Origin of the sequence: Actinoplanes campanulatus (assembly GCF_014647795.1) — a bacterium.
Lineage (GTDB): Bacteria > Actinomycetota > Actinomycetes > Mycobacteriales > Micromonosporaceae > Actinoplanes > Actinoplanes campanulatus.
On sequence record NZ_BMPW01000009.1, the window covers coordinates 176,865 to 203,537 of the forward strand.

The 26,673-nt window shown below is 70.8% G+C and carries 22 protein-coding genes and 7 tRNA genes; 19 read left to right on the forward strand and 10 right to left on the reverse strand.

What is annotated here, in order from left to right; translation table 11 throughout:
* Nucleotides 1–7: 7 nt before the first annotated feature.
* Nucleotides 8–1,354 carry a cation:dicarboxylate symporter family transporter gene (locus IEZ13_RS19005; protein ID WP_183219561.1) on the reverse strand — a complete coding sequence of 449 codons (1,347 nt, stop codon included), beginning with the start codon at nucleotides 1,352–1,354 and terminating at the stop codon, nucleotides 8–10.
* Between the two features lie 81 nt (nucleotides 1,355–1,435).
* Between IEZ13_RS19005 and IEZ13_RS19010 the strand changes: the two genes are divergently transcribed.
* Nucleotides 1,436–2,788 carry a glucose-6-phosphate dehydrogenase gene (locus IEZ13_RS19010; RefSeq protein WP_183219562.1) on the forward strand — a complete coding sequence of 451 codons (1,353 nt, stop codon included), beginning with the start codon at nucleotides 1,436–1,438 and terminating at the stop codon, nucleotides 2,786–2,788.
* Here IEZ13_RS19010 and IEZ13_RS19015 read toward each other — a convergent pair.
* Complete coding sequence (locus tag IEZ13_RS19015; protein WP_183219563.1) at nucleotides 2,769–3,518, reverse strand: class I SAM-dependent methyltransferase; 750 nt, start codon at nucleotides 3,516–3,518, stop codon at nucleotides 2,769–2,771. The two genes, IEZ13_RS19010 and IEZ13_RS19015, sit on opposite strands and share 20 nt — an antisense overlap.
* Nucleotides 3,519–3,578: 60 nt before the next feature.
* Here IEZ13_RS19015 and IEZ13_RS19020 point away from each other — a divergent pair, with 60 nt between their 5' ends.
* Nucleotides 3,579–4,157 carry a TetR/AcrR family transcriptional regulator gene (locus IEZ13_RS19020; RefSeq protein ID WP_183219564.1) on the forward strand — a complete coding sequence of 193 codons (579 nt, stop codon included), beginning with the start codon at nucleotides 3,579–3,581 and terminating at the stop codon, nucleotides 4,155–4,157.
* On the opposite strand, the gene IEZ13_RS19025 is transcribed toward IEZ13_RS19020, so the two are convergent.
* A complete protein-coding gene (locus IEZ13_RS19025) occupies nucleotides 4,144–4,503 on the reverse strand; it encodes a DUF2784 domain-containing protein (RefSeq protein ID WP_183219565.1) in 360 nt (119 codons plus the stop codon). The genes IEZ13_RS19020 and IEZ13_RS19025 overlap by 14 nt on opposite strands.
* 252 nt (nucleotides 4,504–4,755) lie before the next feature.
* Between IEZ13_RS19025 and IEZ13_RS19030 the strand changes: the two genes are divergently transcribed.
* From IEZ13_RS19030 to IEZ13_RS19060, 7 genes are all read left to right on the forward strand, one after another.
* Nucleotides 4,756–4,828, forward strand: a tRNA-Arg gene (locus IEZ13_RS19030).
* Between the two features lie 5 nt (nucleotides 4,829–4,833).
* A tRNA-Leu gene (locus tag IEZ13_RS19035) sits at nucleotides 4,834–4,907 on the forward strand.
* Nucleotides 4,908–4,920: 13 nt separating this feature from the next.
* Nucleotides 4,921–4,994: transfer RNA gene (locus IEZ13_RS19040), tRNA-Leu, on the forward strand.
* A gap of 28 nt (nucleotides 4,995–5,022) precedes the next feature.
* Nucleotides 5,023–5,113: transfer RNA gene (locus IEZ13_RS19045), tRNA-Ser, on the forward strand.
* A gap of 13 nt (nucleotides 5,114–5,126) precedes the next feature.
* Nucleotides 5,127–5,201, forward strand: a tRNA-Pro gene (locus IEZ13_RS19050).
* A gap of 11 nt (nucleotides 5,202–5,212) precedes the next feature.
* Nucleotides 5,213–5,300, forward strand: a tRNA-Ser gene (locus tag IEZ13_RS19055).
* A 91-nt stretch (nucleotides 5,301–5,391) separates the two neighbouring features.
* Complete coding sequence (locus IEZ13_RS19060; RefSeq protein WP_183219566.1) at nucleotides 5,392–5,979, forward strand: dihydrofolate reductase family protein; 588 nt, start codon at nucleotides 5,392–5,394, stop codon at nucleotides 5,977–5,979.
* On the opposite strand, the gene IEZ13_RS19065 is transcribed toward IEZ13_RS19060, so the two are convergent.
* The gene (locus IEZ13_RS19065) at nucleotides 5,957–6,523 is read right to left on the reverse strand and encodes an NUDIX domain-containing protein (RefSeq protein WP_183219568.1); all 567 of its coding nucleotides are present in this window, start codon (nucleotides 6,521–6,523) and stop codon (nucleotides 5,957–5,959) included. The two genes, IEZ13_RS19060 and IEZ13_RS19065, sit on opposite strands and share 23 nt — an antisense overlap.
* Nucleotides 6,524–6,587: 64 nt before the next feature.
* Between IEZ13_RS19065 and IEZ13_RS19070 the strand changes: the two genes are divergently transcribed.
* Nucleotides 6,588–6,660, forward strand: a tRNA-Met gene (locus IEZ13_RS19070).
* Between the two features lie 9 nt (nucleotides 6,661–6,669).
* On the opposite strand, the gene IEZ13_RS19075 is transcribed toward IEZ13_RS19070, so the two are convergent.
* Nucleotides 6,670–8,253 (reverse strand): MFS transporter, encoded by a 1,584-nt coding sequence (locus IEZ13_RS19075; RefSeq protein WP_183219570.1) that lies wholly within the window; start codon nucleotides 8,251–8,253, stop codon nucleotides 6,670–6,672.
* A gap of 75 nt (nucleotides 8,254–8,328) precedes the next feature.
* The gene (locus IEZ13_RS19080; RefSeq protein ID WP_183219571.1) at nucleotides 8,329–10,188 is read right to left on the reverse strand and encodes an elongation factor G; all 1,860 of its coding nucleotides are present in this window, start codon (nucleotides 10,186–10,188) and stop codon (nucleotides 8,329–8,331) included.
* Between the two features lie 247 nt (nucleotides 10,189–10,435).
* Here IEZ13_RS19080 and IEZ13_RS19085 point away from each other — a divergent pair, with 247 nt between their 5' ends.
* From IEZ13_RS19085 to IEZ13_RS19095, 3 genes are all read left to right on the forward strand, one after another.
* Entirely contained in the window at nucleotides 10,436–11,026 is a 591-nt protein-coding gene (locus IEZ13_RS19085) for a CPBP family intramembrane glutamic endopeptidase (protein WP_183219574.1), read from the forward strand.
* A gap of 58 nt (nucleotides 11,027–11,084) precedes the next feature.
* Nucleotides 11,085–12,656 (forward strand): DHA2 family efflux MFS transporter permease subunit, encoded by a 1,572-nt coding sequence (locus IEZ13_RS19090; RefSeq protein WP_183219576.1) that lies wholly within the window; start codon nucleotides 11,085–11,087, stop codon nucleotides 12,654–12,656.
* Nucleotides 12,657–12,972: 316 nt separating this feature from the next.
* A complete protein-coding gene (locus IEZ13_RS19095) occupies nucleotides 12,973–13,641 on the forward strand; it encodes a phosphotransferase (RefSeq protein WP_183219578.1) in 669 nt (222 codons plus the stop codon).
* Between the two features lie 187 nt (nucleotides 13,642–13,828).
* Here IEZ13_RS19095 and IEZ13_RS19100 read toward each other — a convergent pair whose 3' ends face one another.
* The 3 genes from IEZ13_RS19100 to IEZ13_RS19110 are packed head-to-tail and all read right to left on the reverse strand — an operon-like array spanning nucleotide 13,829 to nucleotide 17,696.
* Entirely contained in the window at nucleotides 13,829–15,118 is a 1,290-nt protein-coding gene (locus IEZ13_RS19100; protein WP_183219580.1) for a vWA domain-containing protein, read from the reverse strand.
* Nucleotides 15,115–16,287 (reverse strand): AAA family ATPase, encoded by a 1,173-nt coding sequence (locus IEZ13_RS19105; RefSeq protein WP_183219582.1) that lies wholly within the window; start codon nucleotides 16,285–16,287, stop codon nucleotides 15,115–15,117. Before IEZ13_RS19105 ends, IEZ13_RS19100 begins: the two co-directional genes overlap by 4 nt.
* Nucleotides 16,284–17,696: a hypothetical protein gene (locus tag IEZ13_RS19110; protein WP_183219584.1), complete on the reverse strand. Its 1,413-nt coding sequence runs from the start codon at nucleotides 17,694–17,696 to the stop codon at nucleotides 16,284–16,286. The genes IEZ13_RS19105 and IEZ13_RS19110 overlap by 4 nt, the downstream gene beginning before the upstream one ends.
* Nucleotides 17,697–18,924: 1,228 nt before the next feature.
* Here IEZ13_RS19110 and IEZ13_RS19115 point away from each other — a divergent pair.
* Nucleotides 18,925–19,530, forward strand: coding sequence for a response regulator transcription factor (locus tag IEZ13_RS19115; RefSeq protein ID WP_183219586.1), 606 nt, complete (start codon nucleotides 18,925–18,927; stop codon nucleotides 19,528–19,530).
* A gap of 28 nt (nucleotides 19,531–19,558) precedes the next feature.
* Nucleotides 19,559–20,140, forward strand: a complete 582-nt coding sequence (locus tag IEZ13_RS19120) for a VanZ family protein (protein ID WP_183219588.1) — start codon at nucleotides 19,559–19,561, stop codon at nucleotides 20,138–20,140.
* Here the strand turns inward: IEZ13_RS19120 and IEZ13_RS19125 are convergent.
* The gene (locus IEZ13_RS19125) at nucleotides 20,055–21,245 is read right to left on the reverse strand and encodes a glycosyltransferase (RefSeq protein WP_183219590.1); all 1,191 of its coding nucleotides are present in this window, start codon (nucleotides 21,243–21,245) and stop codon (nucleotides 20,055–20,057) included. The genes IEZ13_RS19120 and IEZ13_RS19125 overlap by 86 nt on opposite strands.
* 431 nt (nucleotides 21,246–21,676) lie before the next feature.
* On the opposite strand from IEZ13_RS19125, the gene IEZ13_RS19130 reads away from it, so the two are divergent.
* The 4 genes from IEZ13_RS19130 (at nucleotide 21,677) to IEZ13_RS19145 (ending at nucleotide 26,623) form a co-directional block, all read left to right on the forward strand.
* The gene (locus tag IEZ13_RS19130; protein ID WP_183219592.1) at nucleotides 21,677–23,605 is read left to right on the forward strand and encodes a nucleoside-diphosphate sugar epimerase/dehydratase; all 1,929 of its coding nucleotides are present in this window, start codon (nucleotides 21,677–21,679) and stop codon (nucleotides 23,603–23,605) included.
* Between the two features lie 62 nt (nucleotides 23,606–23,667).
* The gene (locus tag IEZ13_RS19135; protein ID WP_183219594.1) at nucleotides 23,668–24,924 is read left to right on the forward strand and encodes a nucleotide sugar dehydrogenase; all 1,257 of its coding nucleotides are present in this window, start codon (nucleotides 23,668–23,670) and stop codon (nucleotides 24,922–24,924) included.
* Between the two features lie 15 nt (nucleotides 24,925–24,939).
* Nucleotides 24,940–25,587, forward strand: coding sequence for a sugar transferase (locus IEZ13_RS19140; RefSeq protein WP_229794786.1), 648 nt, complete (start codon nucleotides 24,940–24,942; stop codon nucleotides 25,585–25,587).
* Complete coding sequence (locus IEZ13_RS19145) at nucleotides 25,577–26,623, forward strand: hypothetical protein (protein ID WP_183219595.1); 1,047 nt, start codon at nucleotides 25,577–25,579, stop codon at nucleotides 26,621–26,623. Before IEZ13_RS19140 ends, IEZ13_RS19145 begins: the two co-directional genes overlap by 11 nt.
* The last annotated feature ends 50 nt before the right edge of the window (nucleotides 26,624–26,673 follow it).

The following is a 26,673-nucleotide window of genomic DNA, read 5'->3' on the forward strand; positions in this document are numbered from 1 at the left end:
CGGTTGTTCAGGCGCCGGCCGGTTCCCGGCGCGGGGCCGGGGCGCCGTGGTCGTCGTCCAGCATCCTCTCCTCGTCGAACGGGTCGTTGCCGGAGAGGACCGCATGCGCGCGGTCGCGGTCGAACTCCCTGGTCCAGACGCCGATCAGCACGGTGGCGACCGCGTTGCCGGCGAAGTTGGTCAGCGCCCGCGCCTCGGACATGAACCGGTCGATGCCGACGATCAGGCCGACCCCGTCGACCAGGTCGGGGCGGTGGCTCTGGAGGCCGCCGGCCAGCGTGGCCAGGCCCGCCCCGGTCACCCCGGCCGCGCCCTTCGACGCGATGATCATGAAGGCGAGCAGCGAGATCTGCTCGGGCACCGTCAGCGGGTCACCCATCGCCTGCGCCACGAACAGCGACGCCATCGTCAGGTAGATGGCCGTACCGTCCAGATTGAACGAATACCCGGCCGGCACCGCGATGCCCACCACCGGCCGGCTCACCCCCACGTGCTCCATCTTGGCGATCAGCCGCGGCAGCGCCGACTCCGACGACGACGTCGACACGATCAGCAGGAACTCCCGGCCCAGGTAGCGCAGCAGGCGGAAGATGTTGATCCGGGCGACCAGCCAGAGGACCGCGCCGAGCACACCGAGGACGAAGATCGCGCAGGTGACGTAGAAGCCCAGCATGATCTGCGCGAGGCTGATCAGCGCGTCCACACCGGTGGCGCCGACCACCGCCGCGATCGCGCCGAACGCGCCGAACGGGGCCAGCCACATCAGCATCGCCAGGATCCGGAAGACCAGCCGCTGGAACAGCCCGACGGCGCGCAGCACCGGCTCGGACCGCTCACCCAGCGACTGGAGGGCGAACCCGGCCAGCAGCGCCACCAACAGGGTCTGGAGCACGTTGCCGGTGGCCAGCGGGGAGAGCAGGCTGTCCGGGATGATCCCGAGCAGGAAGTCGGCGGTGCTCTCGGCGCTCTCCGCACCGGCCGCCTTCCGCCCGGCCGCGGCGGCCGTCTCGTCCAGGTTGATCCCGGAGCCCGGGTGGATCAGGTTGCCGACCACCAGGCCGATCGCCAGCGCCACCGTCGACATGGTGAGGAAGTAGGCGAGGGCCAGGCCGCCGACCCGGCCGACCCGGGCCGCCTGCCGGATCGAGCCGACCCCTAGGACGATCGTGCAGAGGATGACCGGCGCGATCATCATCCGGATCAGGTCGACGAACCCGGTGCCGATCGGCTTCAGCCCGACCGCGGTCTCCGGGGCGAGCAGGCCGACGGCGACGCCGAGCAGGGCGGCCACGATGACCGCCAGGTACAGGTAGTGGGCGCGGTCGCGCTCGACCGGGGCGGTTGTGGTGATCACCTCTATGAAACGACCCCGGGCCGGGGGATGACACGAGCGCGCGGCCGAGTACCGGCCGGTGTCCGGGGGTATCCAGCGCCCATGACGGATCAGACCCTGATCATCCTGGGCGCGACCGGTGACCTGACCGGCCGGCTGCTGCTGCCCGGCCTCGGCGCGCTGCTCACCGCCGGGCACGTGCCCGGCCTCACCCTGATCGGCGCCGCCGTCGACGACTGGGACGACACACGGTGGCGCGCCCGGGTCCACGACGCGTTCGGCGACGCTCCCGCGGTCGCGGAGACCGCCGACCGTACCCGCTATCTGCGGACCGACGTCACGCACGCCGACGACCTGCGGCGACTGCTCGGGGAGGCCCGCGGCTCGGTGGCGATCTTCTTCGCGCTGCCGCCCGCGGTGACCGCCGAAGCCTGCCGGGCGCTGCTCGACGTGGATCTGCCGGAAGGCACCCGGCTCGTGCTGGAGAAGCCGTTCGGCACCGGCAGCGCCGCGGCCGCCGAGCTGAACGCGCTGCTCGCCCGGCTGGTCCCGGAGGAGCGGGTGCACCGGGTCGACCACTTCCTCGGCAAGTCGACGGTGCTCAACATCCTGGGCCTGCGGTTCGCCAACCGGATCTTCGAGCCGCTGCTCGACAACACCCACGTGGAGTCGGTGGAGATCGTGTTCGACGAGGACCTGGCCCTGGAGAACCGGGCCGGCTACTACGACCACGCCGGCGCGCTGGCCGACATGATCCAGAGTCACCTGCTCCAGATCCTCGGCCTGCTCGCCATGGAGGCGCCGTTCGCCCTGGAGGCCGCCGAGTTCCGGGACCGCAAGTCCGACGTGCTGCGCGCCACCCGGCCGTGGAGCGACGATCCGGCCGAGTGCAGCCTGCGCGCCCGCTACACCGCCGGTGAGCTGGGCGGGCGCCAGTTCTCGTCCTATGCCGACGAGCCCGGCGTCGACCCGGACCGCGGCACCGAGACCCTCGCCGAGCTGATCGTCGCGGTGGACACCTGGCGGTGGGCCGGGGTGCCGTTCCGGCTGCGTTCCGGCAAGGCGCTCGGCAGCCGGCGCAAGGAAGCGGTGATCACCTTCAAGAAGCCGCCCCGGGTGCCGGACGGGCTGCGCGGCTGCGACCAGCCGGACCGGCTGCGCATCGGGTTCGGGCCGGACCGGCTCGCCGTCGACTTCAACATCAACGGGCCGGGCGACCCGTTCGTGCTCGATCCGGTCACCCTGGCTGCCGAGTTCGGCGAGGGCGACCTTCCACCGTACGGGGAGGTGCTGCGCGGCGTCTTCGAGGACGACCCGACCCTGTCGGTGCGGGCCGACACCGCCGAGCGGTGCTGGCGCATCGTCGAGCCGGTCACCGAGGCGTGGCGGGCAGGGAAGGTGCCGCTGCGCGAATACCCGGCCGGCAGCTGCGGGCCTACGCTGCCGTTGCCGTGACCACCACCGTCGTGTACGGCATGGTGAACCGTTCCGCGGTCACCTCGCGCAGCCCGTCGAGCAGGGCGGCCAGCTCGGCCGGTGGCAGCAACTGGTGGCCGCCGGCGGTGGGCACCAGGTCGAGCCAGTCGTCGCGGGTGTATTCGTGCTCCCACCCGTACCGCCACTGCTCGGGCTCGGTGAAGGTCCTGTTTCCGGTCAGGCCGTCGGCGGTCTTGTCGCCGACGGTCGCGTACGGGTCGGCCATCGCCCACGGGTTGAACGGCAGGCTCGGGGCGACCCGCCGGTAGACGTCGCCGAACGCGGCGGCCAACTCGGGGCCGGGCTGCCAGGTGTTCCAGAACAGCGCGATCCGGCCGCCGGGGCGCAGGACCTCGGCGGCCTTCGCGGCGCCGGCGGCCGGGTCCACCCAGTGCCAGGCCTGGGCGGCGACGACCACGTCGAAGGTGCGGCCGCCGGGCTCCCAGTCCTCGAAACGGGTCTCCTCGACTCCGAAGCCGTGCCGGCGTGCCGTTTCGGCCATCCGGGGGTCGGGCTCGACGCCGAGCACCCGGCAGCCGGCGTCGCGGAACTGGCGGGCCGCGATCCCGGTGCCGATGCCGACGTCGAGCAGGTCGCGGCCGGACTCGGCGATCCGCTCGATCATGGCCTTCGGGTAGCGGGGGCGGGCGCGGTCGTACCGGTCGGCGTCCAGACCGAACGACTCGGCGATCTCTTTTTTAGTGGGCATGCGCCCACTTTAGTGGGCGCATGCCCACCTGGATAGTTGCGGCTCGTGTAGATTCGTCACGTGCCGACCGGTGTGGCCCTGCGCGACGTGCGGGAACAACTCTTCGACGCCGCCGACCGGATCCTGCTGCGATCCGGCCCCGAGGCGCTGACCAGCCGTGCCGTCACCGAGGGCGCCGGCTGTGCCAAAGGCGTGCTGCACCGCCACTTCGCCGACTTCGACGCCTTCCTCGCGGAGTACGTGCTGGATCGCGCCAACCGCATGGACACCGAGGTCCTGGGCCTGCGCGACGCCGCAGGCACCGGGACCGTCACCGGCAACGTGGCCGCCGCCCTGACGTCGCTCTTCGGATCGGTCGCGGTCGCCATCGTCGCGCTGGTCACCTTCCGCGACGGGCTGCGCGCCCGGCTCCGCGAGACCTGGACGGCCGGCGTCCCGGTGCTCACCGACGCGGCCGTGATGATCGGCGACTACCTGGAGGACGAGCGGGCCCGCGGCCGGGTCGCGGCCGGCGCCGACACCGAGGTGCTCGGCGCCGTGCTGATCGGGACCGGTCACCTGCTCTTCGCCGACCGCACCGGCGCCGCCCCCACCCCGGATCAGGTCCGCCGGACCGTCGAGACGATCATCCCCGGCTGACCCGCCACCGCCGCACGGCGACCGCGTAGGAGAAGACCACCACGGCCGCGATCAGCAGCCGCACCTCGTCGAGACAGCGCTCCGGATAGATCACCCCGGTCAGGTACGTGTCGATGAACCCACGGCTCAGCCCCGCCTCGCCGGTCCGCTCCCGGGCCCGGTCCTCCACGTAGGTGAGCGGGCAGTTCAGCCCGAACAGCACGATGCACAGGCCCCACCCGGCCGCCAGCAGGTGCAACCAGACCACCTTCGGCCAGCGCCAGGCCAGGAAACCGCCGAGCACCACGAACGCGATGAACAGGAAGTGCACGGCCATCGTGACCTCGGCCAGGATCCGGTAACCCATACCGTCCAGTTTCCTCGATTAATTCGTTGGACGGGTCCCCCTGCCATTGCCTACCTTGGTTTCAGCGCCGACCGAGCGAGTCAGATCAGGAAGAGGAGGGGAAACGATGTCCGCCAAGCTGATGCTTCCCCTGAGCCGACCGCTGGGGCGGTGGCGCGGCTAGCAGCCTGCTAGCGATCTTCGCGCCGCCCTTCCGATCATCGGAACCGGGCGGCTTTTCGTTTCCCTTGACAATTCCACAGCGGATGACATGTCCCCGTAGCTCAGCGGAGAGAGCACCGGATTACGGATCCGGGTGTCGGGAGTTCGAATCTCTCCGGGGACACACACGCCCTCGTGGCCCAACAGGCAGAGGCACCAGGTTGAGGACTTGGACGGTGCGCGTTCGAATCGCGCCGGGGGCACGTGCAACACCAGGCCCGGGTAGCCCAACTGGCAGAGGCGCCGCGTTCAGAGCGCGGAGGATGGGGGTTCGAATCCCTCTCCGGGTACGCAAGGGCTCGCAGCCGAGTCCATGATGGAGGGCTGGCCGAGTGGCCCAAGGCGGCGGATTGCTAATCCGCAACAGGGGTGACAACCTCTGTCGGGAGTTCGAATCTCCCGCCCTCCGCGCAAGGAATCACCGGGTCGTGGCGCAGCTTGGTCAGCGCGCTCGCTTTGGGAGCGAGATGTCGCGGGTTCGAATCCCGCCGACCCGACTGTTCGACAGGGAGACGCCAGCCGATGGGTGCCGGCCGCCGCCTCGAAAGCGGTTGGAGGTTTGACGCCTCGTGGGGGTTCGACTCCCTCCGTCTCCGCCTTCGTTAGTGAATCGCCGCGTGAACGCCTTGCGTGAACCGCCGGCGGGGGAGAAACCTGCGAGAAGGGATGCGCAGAAGGAGGCCTGCCATGGGCAAGGTCGTCGCTGCCCTGTCCATGTCTCTGGACGGGTTCGTCGCGGATGAGAACGACGGTGTCGGTGAGCTGTTCGGCTGGTACCAGAACGGCGACGTCGAGGTGCCGAGCGCCGACCCACGCCGGGTCTTCCACGTCTCCAAGGCGAGCGCCGGCTTCCTGCGCCACGCCCTGACCGGCACCGGCGCGCTGATCTGCGGGCGGCGGCTCTTCGACCGCACCGACGGCTGGGGCGGGCGGCACCCGGCCGGCTGCCCGGTCTTCGTGGTCAGCCACACCGTGCCCGGCGGCTGGCCCCGGCCGGACTCGGAGACCAGCTTCCACCCCGACGCCATCAGCGCCCTGGAAGCGGCACAGGACACGGCCGGGGAGCGGACCGTCTCGGTCTCCACCCCGGCGCTCACCCAGCAGTACCTGGACGCCGGCCTGCTCGACGAGCTCGTCGTGTCGGTGGTGCCGGTGCTGCTCGGCGCGGGTGTCAGCTTCTTCCGCGAGCAGGAGGTGGGGCCGATCCGCCTCGCCGATCCCGACGTGATCGAGGGGACCGGCGTCACCCATCTCACCTACCGCGTACTGAGGTAGGCAGTTTGCTCAGGAAGCGGCCCAGATGCGGGTCGAAGTGGGCCGGGTCGGCCGCGGCGATCTCCACCGGGGTCCACCAGCGGGCCTGGTGGAACTCGCCGGCGTCCGGGCGCAGCTCGTGGCCGCGGTGCAGCTCGGCGACGTACCACAGACTCACGTCGATGTGGCCGGAGTCCAGGCCGACCGTCTCGGTGACGGTCAGGAAGAGCGGCTCGGCCCACGGTTTCGCCACCACCTCGAGCTCCTCCTCGAGTTCGCGGACCGCGGTGTCGTACGGCTCCTCGCCGACCTCGACGTGCCCGCCGGGCGGCAGCCACAGCCCGGCGTTGCGGTGCTCGACGAGCAGGACGCTGCCGTCCGCCGGATCGACCGGCACCACGTAGGACACCAGGTGTTTCGCCGGCTCGGCCGGCTTGACCCGCCGGTAGACGTCGTCGGTGCGGCGCAGCCACCCGAGCACGTGGCCGCGGTGTTCGCCCTCCAGATTGTCGACCGGCTCCAGCCGGGTCACGAGCTCGTGCACTGCCGCCACCGTTGAACGCATGCGGGCATGATGGCAGCTCATTGTGTTGGGCGGGTGACGAATCGCGCATGATCATGCGCCAATCCGCAGGCGGGCGTGGCGCCCAGCCACCCCTCATAAGGGAGGATCGCCCGGTTCGACTCCGGGGCCTGCGACCACCTCCGGCATCAGCCGAGCAGGTTGCTGTCACCGCTGGACGGCCGCGGGTCGGGCAGGCGGGTCATCCGCAACGCGTTGAGCAGCCCGAGCAGCGCGGCCAGCAGCGGGATGATCAGCGCCGTCTGGAGCGCGACCGGCCGGGCCTCGGTGTTGATCCGGATGATCTCGTCGTGCACCTCCGGCGATCTGCCCTCCAGCAGGGTGTCCAGGTGCTCGTTCGTCATCACCTCGGCGTTCTGCTCCAGGGCGTGGGCCACCTCCTGCTTCTCGCCCGGGTCGAGCACGGTGCTGCGGTCGGCCAGCGTGGTGAACGACAGGCTGAGCGTGGCCAGCATGATCGCACCGGCGAAGGCGAGCCCGAACGACAGGCCGAACGACCCGCCCGCCGAGTTGACCGCGGCCGCCTCGCTGACCCGCTCCTCCTCGACGGGCGACAGCGTGTAGTTGTTGAGCTGCGACACCAGCAGGCCGAGCCCGGCGCCGGCGACCGCCAGCGGGATCAGCAGCTGCCAGCCGAAACCGGCCAGCGGCACCAGCGGGATGAGCGCCGCCGTGCCGAGGCTGAGCAGCAGGAATCCGGTCCGGATGATGACCGCGGGGCGGCGTTTTCCGGCCCGGCGCCCGGCCAGCAGCGCGACCGCGAACATGGTCAGCGACAGCGGCGCCAGCGACAGGCCGGCCTGGAGCGCGTTGTACTCGAGAACCATCTGGAGGTAGATCGGCAGCGCGATCATGATGCCGCCCAGCGTGATCTGCTGGAGCAACTGCCCGGTGATCCCGGCCCGGAACAGGCCGGAGTCGAACAGGGCCGGGTCCAGCAGCGCGGGCCGGTTCGCCCGCTTGCGCCGCACCAGCCAGTAGGCGAGACCCGCCAGCGCCACCAGACCGAGGCCGATCAGCGCGAACACCCGGTCGCCGCCCTCCTGCCAGACCAGGATGCCGAGCACCACACCACCCATGCCGACGACCGACAGCACCGCGCCGACCAGGTCGATCTGCCGGGGCCCGGTGTACTCGACGTTCTGGATCAGGCCGATGCCGGACAGCACCACCGCGATGATCACGGCCTCCAGTGCGAACCCGACCCGCCAGGACAGGAACGTGGTGATGAAACCGCCGAGCAACGGTCCCACCGCGGCGGCGATCGCGGCCGCGGCGCCGACCATGGCGTACACCTTGGTCTGGGCTCTGCCCTCGAAGTTGCCGTGGATGAGCGACTGCATGGCCGGCAGCAGCAGGGACGCGCCGATGCCGCCGATCAGCGCCCAGCAGACCACGATCGGGGCCAGACTGTGCGAGACGGTCATCGCCAGCGCGCCGACCGCGTAGCCGAGCAGACCCAGCACGTACGCCCGTTTGCGCCCGATCAGGTCGCCGACCTTGCCGCCGATCAGGATGAACGCGGCCGACACCAGCGCCTCCAGGGCGATGGCCGACTGCACCCGGCTCGCCGTGGTGTCCAGGTCCCGGACCACCGCCGAGATCGAGACGTTCATCAGCGAGGTGTCCACGACCAGGACGAACATCGCCATGGAGAGCAGGATCGCCAGTCGGTTGGGACGGCCCACCGCCGTCTCCGCATCTCGTGCCATGACGAGAGCCTGGTCGGGGGCCGGCGCCACGACATCCCCCCGTGCGGATGAGATCATCGTGGCGCCGACCGTTCGCTATGCCGCCGGACGGTAGCCGGCCGGACGGCTGGTGAACGTGCCGCGACCGTGCGTGCGGCTGCGCAGCCGGGTCGCGTACCCGAACAGTTCGGACAGCGGAACCGTCGCGGTCACCGTCCGTACCGTCGAATCGGTCACCTGAGCGCGGCGCGCGGCAAGATCGCCGAGCACCGCGCCGAGCGCGTCCGAGGGCGCGCTCACGGTGACCTCCGCGACCGGCTCGAGCAGCGTCAGCGTGCAGGCGCGCAGCGCCGCGCGCAGGCCGAACCGGCCGGCCGCGCGGAACGCCATCTCCGACGAGTCCTTCGGATGCGTCTGGCCGTCGGTGAGTGTGACCCGCAGCCCGACCACCGGATGGCCGCCGAGCGGACCGTCGGCGAGCGCCTCCCGGCAGCCCGCCTCGACCGCCCGGATGTACTCGGCCGGCACCCGCCCACCGGTCACCGTGGACGCGAACACGAAACCCGTGCCCGGTTCCGGCGTCACGTCCAGGACGACGTGCGCGAACTGGCCCGCGCCACCGTCCTGTTTGACGTGCCGGTAGAGCATGCCGGTGACGCCGCCGGTCACCGCCTCCCGGTAGGAGACGCGCGGCCGGCCCACGGTCAGCTCAAGGCCCGTGGTCTGCCGCACCTTCTCCACGGCCACCTCCAGATGCAGCTCACCGAGACCGGACAGCAGGGTCTGCCCGGTCTCCGGGTCGGTGCGCACGGCCAGCGACGGATCCTCGCCGGTCAGCGCGGCCAGCGCCGCCGGCAGCTTCAGCGCGCCCTCCCGGGTACGCGCCTCGACCGCCACCGACACCAGCGGCTCAGCCGTGCGCGGCGCCTCCAGCAGCACCGGCCGCTGCCGGCTGGACAGCGTCGTACCGGTCCGGGCCGCCTTCACCCCGGCCACCGCCACGATGTCGCCGGCCACCGCACGGTCGATGTCGGTGTGCCGGTCGGCCTGCACCCGCAGGATGCGGGCGATCCGTTCGGTACGCCCGGCGCCCGCGTCCCACACGGTGTCCCCCTTCGTGATCGTGCCGTCGTAGACGCGCAGGTAGGTGAGCCGTTCCCGTCGCTTGAAGACCAGCGCGACCAGGTCCTTCGCCGGGTCGCCGGCGGGCGCCGGCAGGTAGTCGACCACCGCGTCGAGCAGTGGTTCCACACCCTTGTCCCGGTAGGCGGAGCCGCAGAGTACGACGACGGCTTGTCCGGTTTTCGTCAATTCGCGAAGCGCCTTTTTCAGCGTTGTATCCGATATATCGCCTAATTCCTCCAGTGCTTCGGGATGCAGTTCGGCCACCGCCTCCTCCAGCCTTCTCCGCGCGTCCCTCGCCTGAGGTGGGGGGTCGTTGACCAGGTCGATCACGCCGGAGAAGTCGCCCTCCCGGCCGATCGGCAGCTGCACCACCAGCGGCGTGACCTCCAGCCGGTCGCGGATCGAGGCCACGGCCGCGTCCAGGTCGGCCCCGGGGCGGTCCAGCTTGTTGACGAAGGCGATCCGGGGTACGCCGTACCGGTCGGCGGTCCGCCAGACGCTCTCGCTCTGCGGCTCCACCCCGGCGACGCCGTCGAAGACGGCGATCGCGCCGTCCAGCACCCGCAGCGACCGCTCCACCTCGTCGGCGAAGTCGACGTGCCCCGGCGTGTCGATCAGGTTGAGCCGGTGGCCGGCCCAGTCGCAGCTGACCGCCGCCGCGAAGATGGTGATGCCACGGTCGCGCTCCTGGGGATCGAAGTCGGTGACGGTGTCGCCGTCGTGCACCTCGCCGGTGCGGTGGGTCATGCCGGTCGCGAAGAGGATCCGCTCGGTGAGCGTGGTCTTGCCGGCGTCGACGTGCGCAAGGATGCCGATGTTACGGACATGCATGAGGAATCGGTCTTTCGAGTCTGATCGGAAGGCGGACTGCGCCGTTTACAGGCAGAGACCAGCCCCGGTGGCGCAGCCGGAGCCGGCCGCACCAGACACGAGAATCAGCTCGAAACGCGACACGGGGATGACGACGGCGGTGCGGTAGCGCATGGCCGGGTCTCCTCCCCGATCGCGGTGATGGCGCCACGTTACGGAAGATCCGCCAGGGATGTCGACTCATTAATGTGGGGGGATCATCGTCCTGGTGCTGGCGTTCATGGCGGCGGTCCGCGTGTGGAACCGCCGCGGTCCGGCGCGGGCCCAGCCCTTCACCGGGCCGCTCGCCGCGGCCACGCTGGTCCTTCTCTCCGGGCTCACTCCCGCCGAGGCGGGTCTCACCCTCGCTGCCGGTCGGGGGTACGGGGTGAGCGCGGCCCTGCTCGTCGCGGCCGGCTACGGGGTGGCCCTCGCGATCCCGGCCGCGCGCCGGGCGCTGGCCGAACCGTACTTCCCGCACCCGGTCCGCAGCGCCCTCCTCGGCGTGCCGCTGAGCACGGTGATCTTCGAGGAGGTGGCGTTCCGTGGCGTGCTGTTCACGCTGGTCGAACAGGCCCACGGACTCACCTGGGCGGTGGCCGTGACCTCGGTGCTCTTCGGGCTCTGGCATCTTCCGGACACCCGGGAAGTGGCGTTCACCACCCTGGCGGGCGTCGTTCTCAGCTTTCTCCGGCTGCTCAGCGGCGGACTTCTGGCCCCGATCGTGCTCCATTGGACCGCCAATGGCCTGGGAATACTCGCCTCAGCATGGGTGCGCCGATCTGGGCAACCGGATATCTGCGAGCGCGACGAAACCTGAGAACCCTGTCGTACCCCACCGCTACGCTCCGGAATGCCGCCCAACCTGTGGAGATGTTGTGAGCAGTCAATCCGCGGCGGCGCCGGCGAAACTCGACGGTGCCGTCCTCAAGATCGCCGGGGTAGTGGTCCTCGGCGCCATCATGTCGATCCTCGACGTGACCGTGGTCAGTGTCGCGCTGCCCACCTTCCAGGAGGAGTTCAACGCCACCTACGCCGAAGTGGCGTGGACCATGACGGCGTACACGCTGGCCCTCGCCACGGTCATCCCGCTCACCGGCTGGGCCGCTGACCGGTTCGGCACCAAGCGGCTCTACATGACCGCCCTCCTGCTCTTCACCATCGGCTCCGTCCTGTGCGCCACCGCGGACAGCATCGGCCAGCTCATCGGCTACCGCGTGCTCCAGGGTCTCGGCGGCGGCATGCTCATGCCGCTCGGCATGACGATCATGACGCGGGCGGCCGGCCCCGAGCGGATCGGCCGGCTGATGGCCGTCCTCGGCATCCCGATGCTGCTCGGCCCGATCGGCGGCCCGATCCTCGGCGGCTGGCTGATCGACTCCTACAGCTGGCACTGGATCTTCCTGATCAACCTGCCGATCGGTCTGGCCGCGCTGATCTACGCGCAGGTCGTGCTGCCGGCCGACCGCCCCGAGCCGTCCGAGTCGTTCGACTTCATCGGCATGCTGATGCTGTCGCCCGGCCTCGCCCTCTTCCTCTACGGCGTGTCCTCCCTGCCGGAGGAGCAGACCATCACGGCGAACAAGGTGTGGATCCCGATGCTGGTCGGCGCCGCACTGGTGATCGGCTTCATCTTCTACTCGTTCAAGCCGGTGCACCCGCTGCTCGACCTGCGGCTGCTGCGCAACCGCAACCTCACCGTCGCGTCGATCACGCTGGCCGTCTTCACCGTCGCCTTCATGGGCGCCGGGCTGCTCTTCCCCAGCTACTTCCTGCAGATCCGGGGCGAGTCGACGCTGCACGCCGGCCTGCTCATGGCCCCGCAGGGCATCGGCGCCATGGTGACCATGCCGATCGCCGGCATCCTCGCCGACAAACACCCGGTCGGGCGGACCGTGCCGTTCGCGCTGCTCCTGATCGCGGGCGGGTTCTACACCTTCACCCAGGTCGGGACGGACACGTCGTACCTGCTGCTGTGCGGCTCGCTGTTCGTGATGGGCCTCGGCATGGGCGGCACCATGATGCCGATCATGACCTCGGCGCTGCGCACCCTGAAGAACCACGACGTGGCCCGCGGCTCCACCCTGCTGAACATCCTCCAGCAGATCGCCGGCTCGGTCGGATCCGCCGTCATGTCGGTGATCCTCACCAGCGAGCTGAACGGCTCGCCCACCATCCCCGGCGTCACCAACCCGGAGACCGGCGCCCCGGTCACCGAGGCGGGCATCGCGATGGCCGCCCAGTCCGACCCGTCGATCGCCGCGTCCATCCCCGACCCGACCCTGATCGAGCGCGGCCTCCAGTTCGCGGCCGACTCGTTCGCCAACACGTTCATGGTCGGTTTCGTGCTGACGGTGCTCACCATCGTCCCGGCGCTGTTCCTGCCCCGCAAGCACGAGGAGTCCCATCTGCTCGACGACGAGAACATTCCTCCCGTCGTCCTGCACTGACCCCTGCACGTCACGCCCGGCCGGCCTCCACCGGCCGGGCGTTCCGTTCCGCCGTGCGCCTGATGGCTCCTCTCTTGGGCCGGGTGTTCGTCCTCTGCGTCTGTCGGCTCTGCACTGGTTGGGCGTTGCGTTTCGCTGTGCGCCTGGTGGTTCTTCTCTTGGGCGGGGTGTTCGCCCTCTGCGCCTGTCGGCTCCGCACCGGTCGGGCGTTTCGTATTCCGCCGGATTTGGGCGTGTCTACCTGATGCTCTTCTCGGGCCGGCGCCGATGTCATCGCTGGTGATGGCATTTGCCGGGTGTGGCTACCGTCCCGGGCATGGATCTTCTTGGATCCGGCCGGGAGGCCGACGTCTACGCCCTCGATGAGCACCGGGTCCTGCGCCGCTACCGTCGCGGGGATGACGCTTCGGGCGAGGCCGCGGTGATGGAATACCTGGCCGGGCGCGGATTCCCGGTGCCGCGGGTGCACTCGGTGGACGGGCCCGACATGATCATGGAACGGCTGGACGGCCCCACCATGTCCGGCGCCTTCGCGGCCGGGACGCTCACCGTGCCGGAAGGCGCCGACATCCTCGCAGGCCTGCATCATCGCCTGCACGAGCTGCCCACCCGTCTGAGTTCCGCGCCCGGCGACCGCATCCTGCACCGCGACCTTCATCCCGAGAACGTCATGCTCACCTCGCGCGGCCCGGTCGTCATCGACTGGCACAACACCGCCGAAGGCCCGGCCGCCGTCGACGTCTGCCTGACCGCGATCATCATGGCCCAGGTCGCCGCCGACCGAACCCACCCGCATGCCGCCGCGGCCGCCGAGTTCCTCACCGGCTTCCTCGCCCGGATCGGCGACGGCGCGCTGTCCGCCCTCGGCGACGCGATCACCGTGCGTCGCGCCGACCCGTCCCTCGGCCCGGCCGAGTCGGCCCGGCTCGCCGACACGGTCACCCCACTGATCCGCGCCGCCTGGCCATCCCACCACCCCGCCTGAGGGTGGCCAAACGTCCAAGATCGAGGGCGTTGGTGCGCTCCCGTTGCCCCGACGATCTTGGACGACTTGCCGCCTGTTGCGGTGGTAGATCGCCCAAGATCGCGGCGAGGGCGGGGCGCGCCGGGGGCGGGGCGCGGCGTGGTGGGGTGTGGCGCGGTGCGGCGGGGGCGGGGTGGGGGTTGAGGGGTCAGCCGATTGTTACTACGCGGGACCATGAGGGTGGGGGATCGGGGCGGTAGTCCGGGTTGGCGGCGTTGACGATGTGGGGGCGGCGGAACAGGCCGACCACGGTTCGGCAGGCGGGCTGACTGCGGGGCCACGGGGTCTGGCCGTCGGTCAGGACGACCACCACGTCCGGTGCCGGGCGGGTGGACAGGGCACGGTCGAAGCCGGCCCGCAGGTCGGTTCCGCCGCCGCCGGTCAGCTCGATGCCCGCCGAGGTGCAGACCGGGGCCACCAGGTGGGCGGCGGCGTCGCAGGCCACCACCCGTACCAGATCACTGCGGCCACCGACGGCCCGGCTGATCGCGGCGACCTCGAGCAGAGCGCTGCCCAGTTCGGTGTCGCTCACCGAACCCGAGGTGTCGATCACCACGGCCACCCGCGGTGGGTTGCGCCGCAGGCTCGGCAGCACCACCTTCGGCAGGCACACCGAGCGCCGGGCCGGCCGGCTGTAGATGTAGTCCTCGCCGACGCCGGGGGCCGAGGCGGCCGAGCGGATCGCGGCGCCCAGCAGATCCCGCCACGGCTGCGGCGGATGGATCACCCGCTCCGCCCACCGCCGCCAGCCCTGCGGCGCCCGGCCCGGAGCGCCGGTGATCGCCTGCGCCACCCGCAACTGGACCAGGTCACGTTCCTGTTCGTTGAGGGCGTGGGCGCCGTCCGGGCCGAGTTCCCAGACCCGGGCCAGACCGTCCGCGCCGCTGCCGCAGTCCAGCCAGGCCAGCTGCCGGCGATAGGTGTTCGTCGAGAGCTGGGCGACGTACTCCTCCATGAGCAGGCCGACCGGCAGATTCACCTGGCTGGGGTGGACCGCCCCGCGTGGTTGCGGCAGGCCATCGCCGTACACATCGTCGTTGATCTCGAAATCGGCCGCGATGTTCATCCGAAGCCGGTCCCCGCGCCCGGTCAGATCCTTTGCGGCGGCGAGCCGCTCGCCGCGGCCGTGATGGTCGCGCAGCAGGTGGGCGACCTCGTGCACCCACACCCCGGCGAGATCCTTGAGGGGTGTGGCGGCCACGAAGGCGGGGGAGACGTAGCAGCGCCAGTAACGGTCGACCGCCATCGTGGGTACGGTCGGCGACTCCACCACCCGCAGCGCGAACAGGGCGGTCGCCAGGTAGGGCCGTGTCTCGGCAGCGTAGAGGCGCGCCGCGTACAGCTTCTCGCTCTCCTCGGCGGTGAGCGTCGCACGCGGTTCTGTGCCGGTGGTCGGGCGGCCGGCGGTGAGCGCAGCACGCGGTCCTGCGCCGGTCATCGGGCCGCGCCGACCCGGTCGGCGAGGGACAGGACCGGGGTGAGTCGCTCGATGTCGGGTGGCAGCACCCAGTCGGCGCGACGCAGGGCGGCCAGTGCGGACGCCGGGGACACCACCAGGTCGGGGGCGCCCATCTTCAGCGACCGCACCAGCACCACCCACGCCGCGTCCCAGCGGGAGCGTTCCGGGCGCTGCCGGACCGCCTCGACCAGACCGTCCAGGATCGCCTGGCGCAGGTCGCCGCGTTCCGGGAGCAGGGCCGTGTGCGGTTCGGCGAGCAGGTGCTCCGGGTCGGGCAGGTCCATCCGGTCCAGGAAGGCCATCACCTCGAGGCCCGGACCGTCGCCGACCGTGCCCCGGATCAGCATGGACAGCACCTCGCGCGAGGCGCCCGCCGCGGTGGCGAACGCGATCAGCCGCAACGCCATGTCCCAGCTGCGCGGCGACGGCCACGGGCCGCCCCGGCGGGTCTCGGTGTCCGGCAGGCGGTGCACCATGGTCGGCCGGGCACGCAGGAAACCGCACACCGAGCGCCGGGCCATGTCCACCGCCTCCGGCAGACGGCCCGCATCCAGGGACGGAAGGACGGCACGCGGCCAGGTTCCACCGAGGCCGCGGACGACGACCTCGTGCTCGTACGTCCATTGGAGGTGTACGAACCGGTTCGCCAGCGGTGGGCTGAGCTCCCAGCCGTCCGCGGCCGAGGAGCGCGGGTTCGCGGCCGCCACGATCCGTACGCCGTCCGGCAACCGCAACGCGCCCACCCGCCGTTCCAGGACCACCCGGAGCAGGGCGGCCTGTACGGCGGGCGGGGCGGTCGACAGCTCGTCCAGGAAGAGCAGGCCCCGACCGGCCCGGACCAGTCGGACCGCCCAGTCCGGCGGCGCCATCGGCACCCCCTGTACGGCCGGATCGTCACCGACGATCGGCAGGCCCGCGAAGTCGGACGGTTCGTGCACGCTGGCGATCACCGTGGTCAGTGGCAGTCCCAGACCGTCGGCGAGTTGATGCAGGGTGGCGGTCTTGCCGATGCCCGGTTCGCCCCAGAGCAGCACCGGCAGGTCGGCGGCGACGGCCAGGGTGAGAGCGTCGAGCTGGTTGTCGGGCCGTTCCTCGGTACGGGTGTCGGCGAGCAGAGTGAGCAGATCCGTGGCCACGGTAAGAGTCAAGAATGATCACCTTTTATCGATTCAGCAGGTTGAAAGTGGCGTGCTCGTCGTGGTGTCCGGTGGTCCCGTCCCCGGCGTCCGAGCCGCCCGAGTTCGACCTTCCCGGAGAGCCCCGGTTCGCCGGAGAGCAGCCCGGCCCGGAACATCCCGTGCCGGACCCGCTCCTCCACGGCGGCCGCGAACTCGTCCCGGAGCTCACCCTCCGGCAGCCGCGCTTCCGGCCCGAGGTGCTCCTCCGCGACGGCCAGCGCCCCGTCGTGATCGCCGTGATCGAGCCGGTTCCGGACCTCGTCGAGGAACGCCGGCCGCCGCCCCTGACCGGTGATGGCCGCCAGGCACGGAAGTTGCGGGCCGCCGAGCCGCCGCAGGATCTCCTCCCGCCGCAGCTCCTCCTCGCCGTGATCGAGCGGTCTGAGCGCCCCGTCCACCAGCCCGAGCCGATGGACCTCGCCCCGGCACTCGACCAGCCGCTCCCCATCGCGGACGCCCGCACCGACTCCGGCCGGGTCGGGCGCCCCGAAACGGCCGGGCGCCCCGGAACGGCCGGGCGCCCCGGAACGGCCGGGCGCCCCGCTGGGCGCCCCGGAACGGCCCGGCGCCAGCGCCGCCGCCACCAGCGGATGCAACCGGTCCGGTGTGATCAGTCCGGCATGGAGCAACTCCAGGTCGGGCAGGACCCAGGTGGCCGCCCACGGCAGCACCATCCCGGCCGGATCCCCGCCCCGGTCGGCACGCCGTGGACGGTCCTCCCCGAGCACCAGCCGCCGCCCGCCCCCGGGACGAACGGTGACCGGCCCGTCCCGCCGTTCGGCCGCCCGCAGGATCGCGGCTTCGGCCTCCCAGCGGTGCGTCGCATAGCCTTCCGGAGCGGGCCGCCAACCGTCCGAGCCGCAGCGTTCCCGCAGCTCAGCAGCTTGATCGGCGGCCCAGAGATGAGGATGCAGATCGAGCCGGAACCGCCGATCCGGCCGAGCGCGCGGATGCGGCCCCGGATCCCGGGAACGCGGCTCCCACAAGGCGAGACTGATCCGCTGCCCGCCCGCGGCCCATCCCGGAGCGGTCCGTGCCACCAGATGGATGGCCGCTCCCGGATACCGGGCGAGCGTCATGGTCAGACCGGGCCGCAGCAGCCCGTCCGGCGCAACCCGCGGAAGATGCCATCGCAGCAGCTCAGGAGCCATCCGCCGAAGATCGGCACGAATCATCGCCGCGAACCCACGCCCATGGGCGCGCCCGACGGCCCGAAGATTGAGATCAACGTCCACATGCGCGGCCGCGCAGGCCCCGGCCCAATCGCCGGCCACCCGTCGCGCGGTAGCGGACTCGATCATCGAAGGCGGCACGCCGAACTCCCGCGCACGCCGCCAGCCCTGAAGACGGGATTCCCCGTTCGCAATCCATGAGCGCATCAGCACTCACCTTTTGCGAACAGAACCCCCGATCCACAAACGAAGGTATTCATCGCACGGCACTGTACAGCCCCCTTCCACAGGTGTCACCCCCAAAACCCGATCCCCCATTTGTCCGTTAATTTCCCACTCTTCCTTTTCTCGTACGCGACAATTCGCCCACAACCGCAACCACAACGCCCACCAAGCCGCGCGACCATCTGCAACTCCATGCCGCAGCGCGCCCGTCGGGCCACCTGCCCACTCCAGGCCGTCGCCCACAACACCGGCACCCCCGCCACCCGAAGCCGCACCCCGCAACAAGCCCCCGCCCCGTCGCGATCATGCCCAGCCGGCTCCCGGAGCGGTTTCAACCGCCCCGCGACAGCGCTGACCCTGTTGGTCACTTGGTCCTCTGTCCGTCCCTCCGGCTCGTTGTGCCGGCCAGCGCACACGTAACGGTTTTCGTGGTAGCCCGCCCGCGTCGTGGCGGCAGGCCGGGCACACGGACGGCGCGACGTGAGCGGCCGCCGGTCGCGGTTGGTGAGCGCGGAGGCGTGTGGCCCGGTCGGTGCCGGCCTTGCCCGTGTGGGGTCGGGCCGGCGCGGGAACCTGGGTCGCGGCCGGGCCGAACGGGCGGGGCGGGTGGGGTGCGGTCGGGGGCGGCGTCACGCGTACCGATGAAGGTGCGTGAGTGAAGCCGGAAGGGCGACCCGGAAGGGGCGCGGCGGCTCGTCACCCGTGCGGGGGAACGGTGTAATCCTTTTCGGGCAATGAGTTCGTGATCCAATTCCGGGTGATCATGAATGGCATGGATAACGGTCCGGTTGCGGCGAGGGGATCGTTGTCACTTTCAGGTGATCGGAATGGCTATGTTCGATCAGTTCGCTGTACCTTTGGTCCAGATAAATCGGGACATCACCCAGGTTTCCGGCGAGTAACTGATCGATGTCCCGGTCATTTCGGCCACCTGAATCGTTGATCCGGCATACCTGACTCGTTCGATCGGCTATCACTGTGTGCGGAGAGTGCTCCGTACCGTTACGTTAAGTATGTGCCCAGTGGAGATCGCCATTGGCACGAATGAGGGTTGAGCTGGGTGAACGACCGTTTTCCCGGATCAATGGAAGATCTGTCGACCCGAGGTCGTCCGAATGGACACGGGGCGATAGAAAGGTATGTGCATCCAACGTTCCTGACAGGTCGACGAACCGGCCGGAAGCCGGCGTCCCTCGGCAAGGGTGGTGTGATGATCCGGGTCGTTGTGGTGAGAGACGAGGGATACTTCGGTGTCCCGGTGCGAGCGTTCCTCGAGACCGAACCGGACATGCACTACGTCGACACCCTCCCGATCGGCGCCGATCTGGCGCAGCGTGCCGCCCAGCTCTGGCCGGCCGTCGTCGTGATCGACACGCAGTACATGGTGAGTCAGATCCTGCCGATAGCCGACGAGCTGCACACCGCGATCCCGTCCTGCTCGATGCTGCTGCTGTGTGATCCGTCGAAACGGGGCATGCTGCCGCCCCGCCGGTGGAACGGTGGGCTGAACTTCCTGGTCAAGGACTCGTCACCGGCCATGCTGGCGGACGCGGTGCGGCGCCTGGCCCGCGGCGAGCGCGTGGTGTCGCCGATGTTGCAGGCCGCCTCGCTGAACACCGATCGTGGCCTGAGCACCCGCGAGCTGGAGGTCCTCGGCCTGGCCGCGGAGGGCGAGTCGGTGAAGGAGATCGCCGGCCGGCTCTACCTGTCCGGCGGGACGGTGCGCAACTATCTGTCCGCGATCATCTCCAAGACCGGGGCACGTAACCGGCTGGACGCCATCCGGATCGCCCGCAAGGAGGGATGGCTTCGCTGACCGGTGCGGCCGGGTAGCGTGGGAACGGATGCCAGTCCATCGACTCGACATCCCGGCGCTGCCCGTTCTGCTGCCTCTGGGTGTCATTCTGATGATCGTTTCCACGGTGTTCCTGCACCGCCGTGGGCAGTTGACCCCGGGCCGGCTCATCGTCTTCTGGTTCGCCGGGTGGTATGCGGTGGCCATTCTCGGCGCGACGATGCTCCCGATGAGTCTGTCCTGGGGACCGGGCGCCGGCGGCCCGGATCTGGAGCGGATCCTCTGGGTGCCGATCGAGGACATGCGCCGTCGCGACTTCGTGCTGAACATGGTGATGACGCTGCCGCTCGGCGCCGTACTGCACATGGTCTTCGGGGTGCGCGGCTGGGGCCCGGTGGTGAAGACCGGTTTCGCGATCAGCCTCGGCATCGAGTCGGCCCAACTGTTCCTGTTGCTGACCCTGCACGGCCTGCGCTGGGCCGATGTGCACGACCTGACGTCGAACACGTTCGGCACCGTGGTGGGCTACCTGATATTCCGCCGGCTCATGCGTTTCGCACATTTCCGCCGGGCAGTGGAAAACTGTTCTTTCGACCGAATCGGCCGCGGTAGCCCAGCAGTGGTGCGATGACCCGGCGGGGCCCGGGCCGGTCGCCGATCCGCTCGTAGAGCCGGCCGACCGAGGCGGCCAGGTGGTCCGCGTCGTACCGGACTCCCGCCGACCGGGCCGGCAGCCGTCGCCCGCGGCGTTCGGCCAGGCAGAGCACCTCGGCGCGCAGCGCCCGCGGCAGCGACTCCCGGTCCAGGGAGAGCCGGTGGGTGCCGCGGACCGTCGCGCGCGCCGCCACCCGCTCCTCCAGCGGCATGCACGAGCCGTAGACGGCGGGCAGCCCGGCGGCGATCGCCTCCAGCGTGGCCGTGCCGAAGGCGGTGTGGTCGGGTGACGCGAAGACGTCCATGGCGCAGAGCATCTCCCGCGGGTGGGCCACCGCCCCGGCGAACAGCACCCGGTCGGCGACGCCCGCGATCACCGCGAGCCGTTCCAGGTCGGCGCGCGCCGAACCGTCGCCGACCAGCAGCAGCACCGAATCCGGCACCTCGGCGACCGCGCGGATCAGCAGGTCGAACCGCTTGTCCGGTTCGAGCCGCCCGAGCCCGCCGATCACCGGCACGTCCGGCGCCACGCCGAGCCGGGCCCGGGCCGCCGCCCGCAGCGCCGGGTCGAACCGGAACTCGCGGGCGTCGATCGCCTTGGGGATCATGGTGATCCGCCGCTCCGGGACGCCCCACGAGCGCAGCCGCCCGGCGATCGCCGGGGACGCCGCGATGGTGACCTGCCCGAGGCGCTCACCGGCCAGGTAGAGGGCGCGGACCGCGGGGGAGACCCGGCGGCCCTCGATGGTCTCGGTGCCCAGGTGGTGCTCGGTCGCCACCACGTGCGGGACGCCGGCCAGCCGGGCCGCGATCCGGCCCTGCACGCACGCCCGGTACAGGTGGGTGTGCACCACGTCGTACCGGCCGGCGCGCATCAGCTGCCGCAGCCGCCGGACCGCCGCCGGGTCGTGGTCGCGGGTCGTGGTGATCCGGTGGACCTCGACGCCGTCGGGCACGTCCGCGGCGCCGGCCGGCGCCAGGGTGACCACCTCGCTCTCGTACGGCAGCCGGCGCACCAGCAACCGCAATTGCTGCCCGGCTCCACCCGGCTCCAGCGTGCTGATCACATGCAGCACCCTCATGTCTTTGTCCCCCGGTCGCATTCTCGACAGAACGCTTGCGACACCCGCGCTCAAGACGCTGCCGGAAACGGCGTCGCAACGGAAGTCTCAGATGTCACGCCTAAAGTGAGTCCTTCTCATCGTGGATATGACATCCTCCGCCGAATGGCCATCCGTAGTCATCCGGAAGTATCTCGCGGAAATGCCGATCAAGGCCCTGTCCTCAATAGAACGGCGAACATGAGGTTTACTCGCATAGCCCATGACAATTGCTACTGTAAACCGACCTCGCTGACTGGAACTCTAAATTTGCGAAAGGTCGATAGGACGCTACGCAGACGAGTCGCTGCCCGCATTTCAATGTCCGGAAATGCATTTGCACCGACTCGTTTTTTCCTTGTCGAGCGAAGGATCCGCGGCCGGCCGCGCCGGCATCGTACGAGGGGGAATCCATGCAGGTACGGCGACAAGCGTTCGGCGAGTCGCGCGGCCCGGGCGCACACCCGGTGCCGTGGCATCGCCGAGCCCTGCCCGGTCGCGCCGCACGGGCGCTCACCGACGCGGCGGCCCTGGCCACCGCGCTGCTGATCGCCACGCTGCTGCGGCACGACGGGCACATCGGCAACGTCGATCTCACCGGTCTGGTGGTGCTGTCCGCGGTCGCCGCGGCCGTGCACACGCTGGCCGGCATCAATTTCGGGCTCTACACCGGACGGTGGGCGTACGGCTGCTTCGAGGAGATCGCCGCACTGGTCAAGACCTCCGCCGTGACCGTGCCGGCGGTGCTGGTCCTGGACACCGTGCTGGGCCGGCTCGTGCCGCGCACGGCGATCATCGCGGCCGGCATGTTCGCGCTGGTGCTCACCGCCGGCGTCCGCTACATGGTCCGCTCGCTCCAGGACAGCCGGCTGCGGCCGTCCCCGGACCGCGGCGCCCGGGTCGTGGTGATGGGCGCCGGGGAGGGCGCCACCTCGGTCATCCGGGCCATGCTGCGCAGCCCGGCCAGCCCGTACGTGCCGGTGGCCCTGCTCGACGACGACCCGGCCAAGCGCACCTTCCGGGTGATGGGCGTGCCGGTCGTCGGCACCCGCGACGACATGGCCGACGTGGTCCGCCGGTTCCGCGCCGAGGCGGTGGTGATCGCCATCCCGAGCGCCAGCGCCGACCTGATCCGGGCGCTCACCGAACTGGCCCAGCCGCTCAACGTCGACCTCAAGGTGGTTCCGCCGGTGGTGGAGCTGTTCGGGCGTACCGTCCGGGTCGAGGACATCCGCCCGGTCAGCCACGAGGACCTGCTCGGCCGCCGCGAGGTCGGCATCGACCTGGAGGCCGTCGCCGGCTACCTGTCCGGCCGCCGGGTGCTGGTCACCGGCGCCGGCGGCTCGATCGGCTCGGAACTGTGCCGGCAGGTGGCCCGGTTCAACCCGGCCAAGCTGGTGATGCTGGACCGCGACGAGTCCGGCCTGCACGCCGTGCAGCTGTCCCTGGACGGCCGCGGCCAGCTCGACGACCGGAACCTGGTGGTCGCCGACATCCGCGACGAGCAGCGCCTCGACGAGGTGTTCGCCGAGCACAAGCCGCAGGTGGTCTTCCACGCGGCGGCCCTCAAGCACCTGCCGCTGCTGGAGATGCACCCGTCCGAGGCGCTCAAGACCAACATCATCGGGACGTACCAGATCCTCCAGACCGCGATGCGGCACGGCGTCGACCGGCTGGTCAACATCTCCACCGACAAGGCCGCCGACCCGTGCAGCGTCCTCGGCTACTCCAAGCGGATCACCGAGCGGCTCACCGCGGCCGCCGACGCCCTGGTCCCCGGCACCTACTGCAGCGTCCGCTTCGGCAACGTGCTCGGGTCCCGCGGCTCGGTGCTCACCGCCTTCGCGGCGCAGGTCGAGGCGGGCGGCCCGATCACCGTCACCCACCCGGACGTGACCCGCTACTTCATGACCGTCCAGGAGGCGGTGCGGCTGGTCATCCAGGCCGGCGCACTGGAGAGCAAAGGCGAGGTGCTGATCCTCGACATGGGCGAGCCGGTACGCATCGCCGACGTCGCCAAGCGCATCGCCGACGCCGCCGACCAGCACATCCAGATCGTCTACACCGGTCTGCGGCCGGCCGAGAAGCTGGCCGAGGTGCTGCTCGGGCCGGACGAGCCGGACCACCGGCCCAACCACCCGCTGATCTCGCAGGCGCCGGTGCCACAGCTGGACGGGGCCGTGCTGTCCCTGCTCGACCCGTCATCGCCCCGGGAGGACCTGATCGCCGTCCTGCACTGGCTCGCCGCGAGCCCGGCCCTGCCGAAGAAGCCGCACCCGGTCATCGCCGGCAAACAGCGCCGCCCCGAGACCGCCGCCGTCCCACCGGGCCGGCGTCCGTGAAGAACCGGCGCTACGGGCGCCGCCTGCGCAAGGCCCGGAAAATGTCGAAGGAGAACACGCCCATGCGGGTCGTCATCGCCGGTCAGGGTTACGTGGGACTGCCGCTCGCGGTCCGTGCGGCCGAGGTCGGGCACACCGTCGTCGGGTTCGACGTCGACGACGAGCGGATCAAACGCCTCGCCGCCGGTGAGTCGTACGTGGACGACGTCTCCTCCGCCCATCTGCAACGCGTCCTCGCGAGCGGCTCGTTCCACCCGTCGTCGGACCCCCGCGCGTGCGCCGGCTTCGACGTCGCGGTGATCGCCGTGCCGACACCGCTGCGCGACGGCAGCCCCGACCTCACCTACATCGAGGACTCGGCCCGCACCCTGGCCCGCTACCTGCGGCCGGGCGCCACCGTGGCGCTGGAGTCCACCACCTACCCGGGCACCACCACCGAGCTGGTCGCGCCGCTGCTGGAGGAGGGCTCCGGGTTGATCGCCGGCGTCGACTTCCACCTCGGCTACAGCCCCGAGCGCATCGACCCGGGCAACCGGGAGTGGAACCTCACCACCACGCCCAAGGTGGTCTCCGGCATCAACCCGGCCTCCCTGGAGCGGGTGCAGGCCTTCTACGCCTCGGTCGTCGAGCAGACCGTGCCGGTCTCCGACCCGAAGGTCGCCGAGCTGGCCAAGCTCCTCGAGAACACCTTCCGGCACGTCAACATCGCCCTGGTCAACGAACTCGCGGTGTACGCACACGACCTCGGCATCGACGTCTGGGAGGCGATCGCGGCCGCCGGGTCCAAGCCGTTCGGCTACATGCGGTTCACCCCGGGCCCCGGCGTCGGCGGCCACTGCCTGCCGATCGATCCGTCCTACCTGTCCTGGCGGGTGCAGCGGACCCTCGGGCAGAGCTTCCGCTTCGTCGAGCTGGCCAACGACATCAACAACCACATGCCCGACTACGTGGTACGCCGCCTGGTCGCCGCCCTCAACAAGCGCCGCAAGGCGGTCAACGGGTCGCGGATCCTGCTGCTCGGCCTGGCCTACAAGAAGAACAGCGGCGACGCCCGGGAGTCGCCGGCCCGCCGTGTCGCGTCCCTGCTGCTGGACATGGGCGCCGAGGTCCGGGCCACCGATCCGCACGTGGTCGAGGACGCCCACGTCGACAGCCGGGTCGGCATGGTCCCGCTCACCGCCGACCAGATCGCCGCCGCCGACGCCGTGGTGCTGCTCGCCGACCACGACGACTTCGACCTCGACCTGGTCCTGGAGCACGCGCCATACGTGCTGGACACCCGGCACCGCCTGACCGGCCCGAACGTCGAGTCGCTGTAAGAGAAGAGGAACATCGTGCGCCTGATCTGGAACGGCCTCAACCGGCTGACCGCCCTGCTCCTTCTTCTCCTGCTCGCCCCGGTGATGCTGGCCCTGGCGGCCTGGATCCGGATCGCCGACGGCAAGGGTGTCCTCTTCGTCCAGGACCGCGCCGGCAGAAACGGCGTGCCGTTCCGGATGCTCAAGTTCCGCTCGATGGTGCACAACTCGGTGGCGATGAGCGCCGAGCTGGGCATCGACGACCCGTTCGGCCTGGTCGAGAACGATCCGCGGATCACCCGGTGCGGCCGGTTCCTGCGGCGGACCAGCCTGGACGAGCTGCCCCAGCTGATCAACGTGCTGCGCGGGCAGATGAACCTGGTCGGCCCCCGCCCGGACGTGCTGCCGCAGGTCGCCTGCTACTCGCCGGAGGACGCCCGCCGCCTCGAGGTGAAGCCCGGCATCACCGGCTGGGCGCAGGTCAACGGCCGCGACGACATCGACTGGGCGCAGCGGTTCATCCTGGACCGCTGGTACGTCGACAACTGGTCGCCCCTGCTCGACCTGAGGATCGTGTGGCGGACCGCGGTCAGCCTGAACCGCGACGAGCCGCCGGTCCACGTCGACCAGCTCAACATCACCCGTCAGCAGGCCCCCGCGGAGGAAGTCAGCCGTGTCGGCTGAGATCGGCTCCGAGTTCCACTGGGACCCGGCCGTCCTGCTCAGTGCTGAGCGGGGCGGCCTGCCCGGCTGGCTGCCCACCCGGCGGGCGCTGTTCGCCACCGGGTGCGGGGCGCTCGGCTCGCTGCTGGACCTGCTGGTCCCGGCCGGGCGTCTGCACGTGCCCACCTACTTCTGCATGGGGGTGGCCGAGGCGCTCGCCGCCCAGGTCCCGATCACCTGGTACCGGCACCTGCCGGACGGGCACGGGCCGCGCTGGGACACGCTGCGCGCCGAGGACGGCGACGTGGTGCTGGCGCAGAGCCTGTTCGGCCGCGACGACGGCACCGCCTGGGACGCGTGGATGCGCGCGCACCCGGGCGTCACGGTGATCGAGGACCACTCGCACGACCCGTTCAGCGAGTGGGCCTGTGCCAGCACGGCGGCGTACGCGGTGGCCTCGCTCCGCAAGACGTTGCCGCTGCCGGACGGCGGTCTGCTGTGGTCGCCGCGCGGTCTCGACCTGCCGGTGCCGTCCGGTCCGGCGTCCGGCGGCGCCGAGCTGAAACTGACCGCCATGCTGCTCAAGGCCGCCTGGCAGGGCGGACGGCCGGTGCCCAAGGACCACTTCCGTGAGCTCCAGCAGCGCGGAGAGCACCAGCTGCTGGGCAGCGCGGCGGCCGCCTCCGCGTTCACCACCGCGGTGCTGCCGGTCCTCGACGTCGCCGGGATCCGTGCCGCGAGTGCCCGCAACGCCGCCGACATCGCGGCGGCCCTCGTCGGCCGGGTGACCTCCGACGGCTTCCGGGTCCAGCTCACCTGCCCCTCCGAGCAGGTACGCGACGCGCTGCTCGCCCACCTCGCCCGCCACGGGATCTACGCGCCGGTGCACTGGCGGCAGGACCGGGCCGGGTTCTGGAGCGGCGACGACGAGGCGGCCGGCCTGGCCGAGCGGATGCTGACCCTGCCGGTCGACCACCGGTGCGGCCCGGGGGATCTGCGGCGTATCGCGGAGACCATCGAAGGATTCGCTCGCTTGGATCTTTTCCGGGTCATATGATCCGAGTGTGACCGATCGATCGACCGAGCGTGATCTTGTGGGGGTTGGGC